Genomic DNA, 4,986 nt, shown 5'->3' on the forward strand with positions numbered 1-4,986 from the left:
GGAGCATCCCACTTTGGCAAATATACTCGTTTTTTGACAAAGTTTTTACCCCCCCCAGCCCTGCCTTGTCAAAGGGGGGAGCAAGAATACAACCTGCATTTCTTCCTTTCTCGGGATGCTCCCTAGAGAAACCCGGTTTCTTAAAGAAACCGGGTTTCTGGAGCCTACTTCATAAACCGACAATCTCTTGTATATATAATGCTAACGCACCCGAACTACTATATATAATGTAGCTGCTTAAGTCCTCCTTCTAATAAACAACTGAATTCTGCCAATAAAAGAAACATGGTATCAAAATTAAAATGCTTTTCACTCATCTGTGCGATTAGCTTGATGAGTGCTATCCTCTATGGAAATGTGGGAATTTCACAATCTCCAGAATCAATAGTACGACTGACGACTGAACCCCCTGTTAGTCAATTATTCCCCTTTGAAGCTGAAGCGAATACGCCCCAATCTCCCGTAAAATTGAAGCTGCAAGCTGTCGATAAAACAGGTATTCCTTTAGAAAATGCCAAAATTAGTTTGACTATTCTCACTCCGCCTAAAAACCCCTGGCTCCCCACAGATTTCCCCATTGTCGAAGGAACAACCTTACTAGAGATGGATGGAATCGCACCTAAAGGGGAACTTGCGATTGAGCAAATTCTACCGATTCGCGGTACTTATCAGTTATTAGTCAATGTTACCCCAATTGTCAAGAATGCCTTTGCCCCAATCCAACAAACTATTACTCTATCTATACCAGAAAACGGGGTTAAATATCGCAATTTTGCCATCCTTTGTGGGATTTTACTCATTGTTGGCATAGGAGGTGGCTTTGTCATTGGGGGACGACAAGAGATGGAATGGGGAGAAATTGCGCCAACGCGAGTGCGATTGTTATTGAGTGGGGCAATAATTTTTGCGATCGCAGTCTTATTATTTGTTAATATTAGTGCTGAACTAGTTGAATCTGGCACGCACCAACACGGAGAGCATCATCATCATCACGAAACTGCAACAAATAGTTCAGGAAGTATCCAGTCTCAGGGATTAGACGTACAACTTTCGGGAGATAATACTGCCACCGTTGGACAACTAGCAAACCTAAACATTCAAGTCATCGACACGCAGAAAAATCAACCAGCAACTGATGTAATTTTGAATATAAAATCAATTCAGCTTGAGGATGAATGGATTGCTTTTGCTTACCAAACTGTACCCAATTTAAACGGACAATTGACATGGAAACAGCAGTTTTTTGATGGCGCACCTCATAAAATTGAAGTAGAAGTTGCCCCTGCTGCTAATTCCACAAGGCAATTTCAACCATTCCAAGTTTCTAAAATGATTGAAGTGGCAGGAGTGGAACCTCCACTCCTTATCCGGTTAATTGCTTTAGCTTATTTGACTGGTATTGTTGTGGTGGGGTTACTGATAGGATTGAGCTGGGGCAGAAAGAAACTAAAGTTAGTTAGTAATTAGCGATCTCAGTACTTAGGCAAAGCCTCTATTAGTAGGGTGCGTTACACGAAACTAAAGTGAAATGCACCCAATTCCAACTACAAACTTCCTTTGTTTGGGGTTAGCTTTTTGTGTAGGTATCGATGATCTTTGCGACTCCTGGCACTGCATCCTCTACGTGTTTCTTGGCAGAGTTGCGGAGCTTGCCATAGACGGCTCGCACAGTCGTATTATTGGATTTTTTGATCTTACCATCGGTCACGCTGAGTAATATTTCGGCGACGGGATCGCTATTTTGAATGAGATGTCCAACTGGATCTCCCGTTTCCATTCCTTCTGCCCAAATGGGATCTAGCACATTAAAAAATTCTGGCAAAAGCCATTCAATTGCCTTGGAGCAATAGCTGGGTGCAATGCCTTTCACCGCAGAGTAACCAGCTTTAAGGGCAAGTCCAGAAACCCCTTTCATCGAAGCAACCTGTGTGTCGATTAGCTGGGTGAAATCAGCGACAAGTATGTTCTTTTTCTCCCTGTCTGCTAGACCATCGATAAGTCCCATTTTGCTTCTCCTAAATGTCTGTGTATTTTAGCTTAAACATAATTCTTCATTCTACAGTACTTAGGGAACTTGCACAAGGCTATCGCTAAATTTAATCGCTCCTAAAATCGCTCCAGCTCAACACCTATTGTACTTCTGGGATTTTCATCTGCTCAATTAAATATTCAGACAGGAAACTATGCTTGATTTGATAAATTGTTTGGCAAGTTGAATGGGCTAACTCTTTCTCCCACAGTAAGCTGGGGGTGAGTTTTTCTGGGAGCATCCCGAGAAAGGAAGAAATGCAGTTTATATTCTTGCTCCCCCCTTGTGAAAGGGGGGATGGGGGGGTAAAAACTTTGGCAAAAACAAGTATCTTTCCCTTCATTGGGATGCTCCCATTTTTCTTTTGTCAGGTGGAAATTTATTCGGTCATGACTGACATTCTCTAAATGGTCTGCCAAGTTGGTTATGGTATAATTAATTGATATCAATTCTCGACAGAATAGCTTCCTTGTTGAGCAAATATCCATGATTCTCCCCAAACATCCCATCTCATATATTGTCATTCTCGCCCTTGTCACTAGTGGCGGCTACTTCCTATTCAGACAACAATCCACACCAAACTCACCCCTGTTAGCCCAATCCACACCCACACCCAAACCAACCCCAGAAATTATCGTACAACCTCAACCAGTAAAAGCATTACCTGGTATTTGACTTTGAGTTGTCAAAAATGTAATGGATTTTAAGACTATTCTGAAGGCGGCTAAAGCCGCAACCGGAGGAACCCCAAACTTTCATTAAAAACCCTCTGCGTACCTCTGTGAAACCCTCTCTGTACCTCTGCGTTAAAAAAAATATTCAAAGCGATCAAATCTCGGAATACATCTTCTATAAATCCGATCCGATCAAATAATTATTGAAAAAAATGCTCAGGATTTAGGGGATTTACGGGATTATTTTTTCTATGTCCTTTTCCCGATTATAATTTAGGTAATTCACAGGATTATTTTCCCCATTCTCCATCCCCAATTCCCTTTACTAAAGCACAAGTTCAGTTAATTGCTCATCAACTGAACTTGATTTCAATTGCCAAGTATGTTCGGGTTTTCGCCACCGAATTTCTTGACGAACATTCATGATAATTTGACCAAGTTTATTGAGACCACTTCGATCTTCCCCACAACCCCAGTAGTAATCAACAGGGGAATCTTCAACTAATATTTCTTCCCCCGTACTCAGGAGAATAGCCTGAATATCAGCATGGCTCATAAATTTCGTTAAAACCCCCTCCCACATGATATAGAGTTTCACCAAATCCCAATCTGAACGCCATTGGTGTGGACAAGCTCGTCCTATTTGTGCAGCTTCAGCAGGTGTTTTTGCCTTGCGAATCTTAGCAATCGCAGATTCATTTTTACCACCGACAAACTTGTGAGCTTGATAGTAATGCTCCACTGTTTGCCAATATACTCCATCTATCCAAATCGGATGGAGGGAAAAGTTGGAAAAGCAGCCGAAGGGAGCGTCAACCTTATAAAAGTAAATTGTCATGGCATTAGCAAAAATATTTGAGCGGACAACAGGGTAAATTTCCAGCAAAAAACAGCGCATCGCAGTCAGGAGTAGACATAGGAAAATCCTCCCCACCCCATCAGATATCTAGCGCTTTTGTTGATCTAGTCCTCTTTAGCGATTAAGCCGATAGCTTATTTACGCCTAAATTTTATTTTAATACCTAGCAAGACCATTGGTATAATCAGAAATCCCATATCCCCAAAATCCTTCGGGCCAAAATCCAAAATTCTATGACGCGCGTAATTGGTTTAATAAGTGGTACATCAGTAGATGGCATTGATGCCGCTTTGGTAGAGATTACTGGTACAGAGGACGATTTAAAGGTTGAGCTACTCTCAGGTGAGACATATCCCTACCCTACTCAGCTCAGAGCGCAAATTCTGGAAGTCTGTCGTGGAGCCTCTCTTTCTATGGCAGGATTAGCAGAATTAGATAATGCGATCGCGCTCCAATTTGCTCATTCGGCTCAAGCCATCCAAAAAGATCGTCCCTCAGCAACCCTAATTGGTTCCCACGGACAAACAGTCTATCACCAACCTCCTCTTCGCTCTCATCAGGCAAGAGCTAAGGAGGAAGAGGTAACAGGAGAAGACGGGAATTATCCGGCATCTCACCTCCCCCTCGGATATAGTCTTCAATTAGGAAGGGGAGAAGTTATCGCCCAAGTAACAGGGATTAAAACTATCAGTAATTTCCGTGTGGCAGATATTGCGATGGGAGGGGAAGGTGCGCCCTTAGTATCGAGGGTGGATGCTTATTTGCTTGCTTCACCCACCCACCACCGATGTATCCAAAATATCGGTGGCATTAGTAACTTGACATATCTGCCTCCCCGTCAAGGCAACTGGTTGGATAAAATTTGTGGATGGGATACTGGACCTGGAAACACCCTGTTAGATTTAGCAGTCAACCATTTTACCAACGGCAGTCAAACCTACGATTGCAATGGCAGTTGGGCGCGTCAGGGTACAGTTTGCTCGGAATTACTCCAACAGTGGTTAGAGCAAGATTTTTTCCAAATAGCACCCCCTAAATCCACAGGACGAGAATTGTTTGGCTGGGATTATATACAACAATGTTTGGTACAAAGTCAAGCTTATCGCCTGACTCCTGCGGATTTATTGGCAACCCTAACCGAATTTACCGTCGCCTCCATTGTTGATAGTTACCGTCGCTTTTTGCCTCAGATGCCTGATGAGGTACTATTATGCGGTGGGGGTAGCCGCAATCTGTACTTGAAGGAACGCCTAGAAGTTAGGATGGGATCGGCGGTAGTCCTTACCACTGATGAGGTGGGGCTGAGTGGAGATTTTAAAGAAGCGATCGCGTTTGCCGTTTTAGCTTATTGGCGAAATCTCGGCATTCCTGGTAATCTCCCTCAAGTCACTGGTGCCAAAGCAGCAGTCACTCTCGGAAATATC

5 protein-coding genes and 1 pseudogene are annotated in these 4,986 nt (G+C 43.0%); 3 read left to right on the forward strand and 3 right to left on the reverse strand.

The genetic code is table 11. From position 1 onward, the window contains the following. Positions 1-285 precede the first annotated feature (285 nt). A complete protein-coding gene (locus NJ959_RS25360; protein ID WP_254014537.1) occupies positions 286-1,467 on the forward strand; it encodes a hypothetical protein in 1,182 nt (393 codons plus the stop codon). A gap of 100 nt (positions 1,468-1,567) precedes the next feature. On the opposite strand, the gene NJ959_RS25365 is transcribed toward NJ959_RS25360, so the two are convergent. Together NJ959_RS25365 and NJ959_RS30975 are read right to left on the reverse strand one after the other, a co-directional pair. Continuing rightward, positions 1,568-2,005, reverse strand: a complete 438-nt coding sequence (locus tag NJ959_RS25365; protein WP_254014538.1) for a DUF6918 family protein — start codon at positions 2,003-2,005, stop codon at positions 1,568-1,570. A gap of 380 nt (positions 2,006-2,385) precedes the next feature. After that, a pseudogene (locus tag NJ959_RS30975) lies at positions 2,386-2,517 on the reverse strand (IS701 family transposase); the annotation flags it as partial. Between NJ959_RS30975 and NJ959_RS25370 the strand changes: the two are divergent. After that, positions 2,516-2,704 (forward strand): hypothetical protein, encoded by a 189-nt coding sequence (locus NJ959_RS25370; protein WP_254014539.1) that lies wholly within the window; start codon positions 2,516-2,518, stop codon positions 2,702-2,704. The pseudogene NJ959_RS30975 and the gene NJ959_RS25370 overlap by 2 nt on opposite strands. A 324-nt stretch (positions 2,705-3,028) precedes the next feature. Here NJ959_RS25370 and ybiA read toward each other — a convergent pair whose 3' ends face one another. Further along, positions 3,029-3,541 carry a riboflavin biosynthesis intermediates N-glycosidase gene (ybiA, locus tag NJ959_RS25375; RefSeq protein WP_254014540.1) on the reverse strand — a complete coding sequence of 171 codons (513 nt, stop codon included), beginning with the start codon at positions 3,539-3,541 and terminating at the stop codon, positions 3,029-3,031. A 254-nt stretch (positions 3,542-3,795) separates the two neighbouring features. Between ybiA and NJ959_RS25380 the strand changes: the two genes are divergently transcribed. Continuing rightward, on the forward strand, positions 3,796-4,986 hold a 1,191-nt coding region (locus NJ959_RS25380), incomplete at its 3' end, for an anhydro-N-acetylmuramic acid kinase (protein WP_254014541.1).

Origin of the sequence: Limnofasciculus baicalensis BBK-W-15, from assembly GCF_024178385.1 — a bacterium.
In the GTDB taxonomy this organism is placed as follows: domain Bacteria; phylum Cyanobacteriota; class Cyanobacteriia; order Cyanobacteriales; family Coleofasciculaceae; genus Limnofasciculus; species Limnofasciculus baicalensis.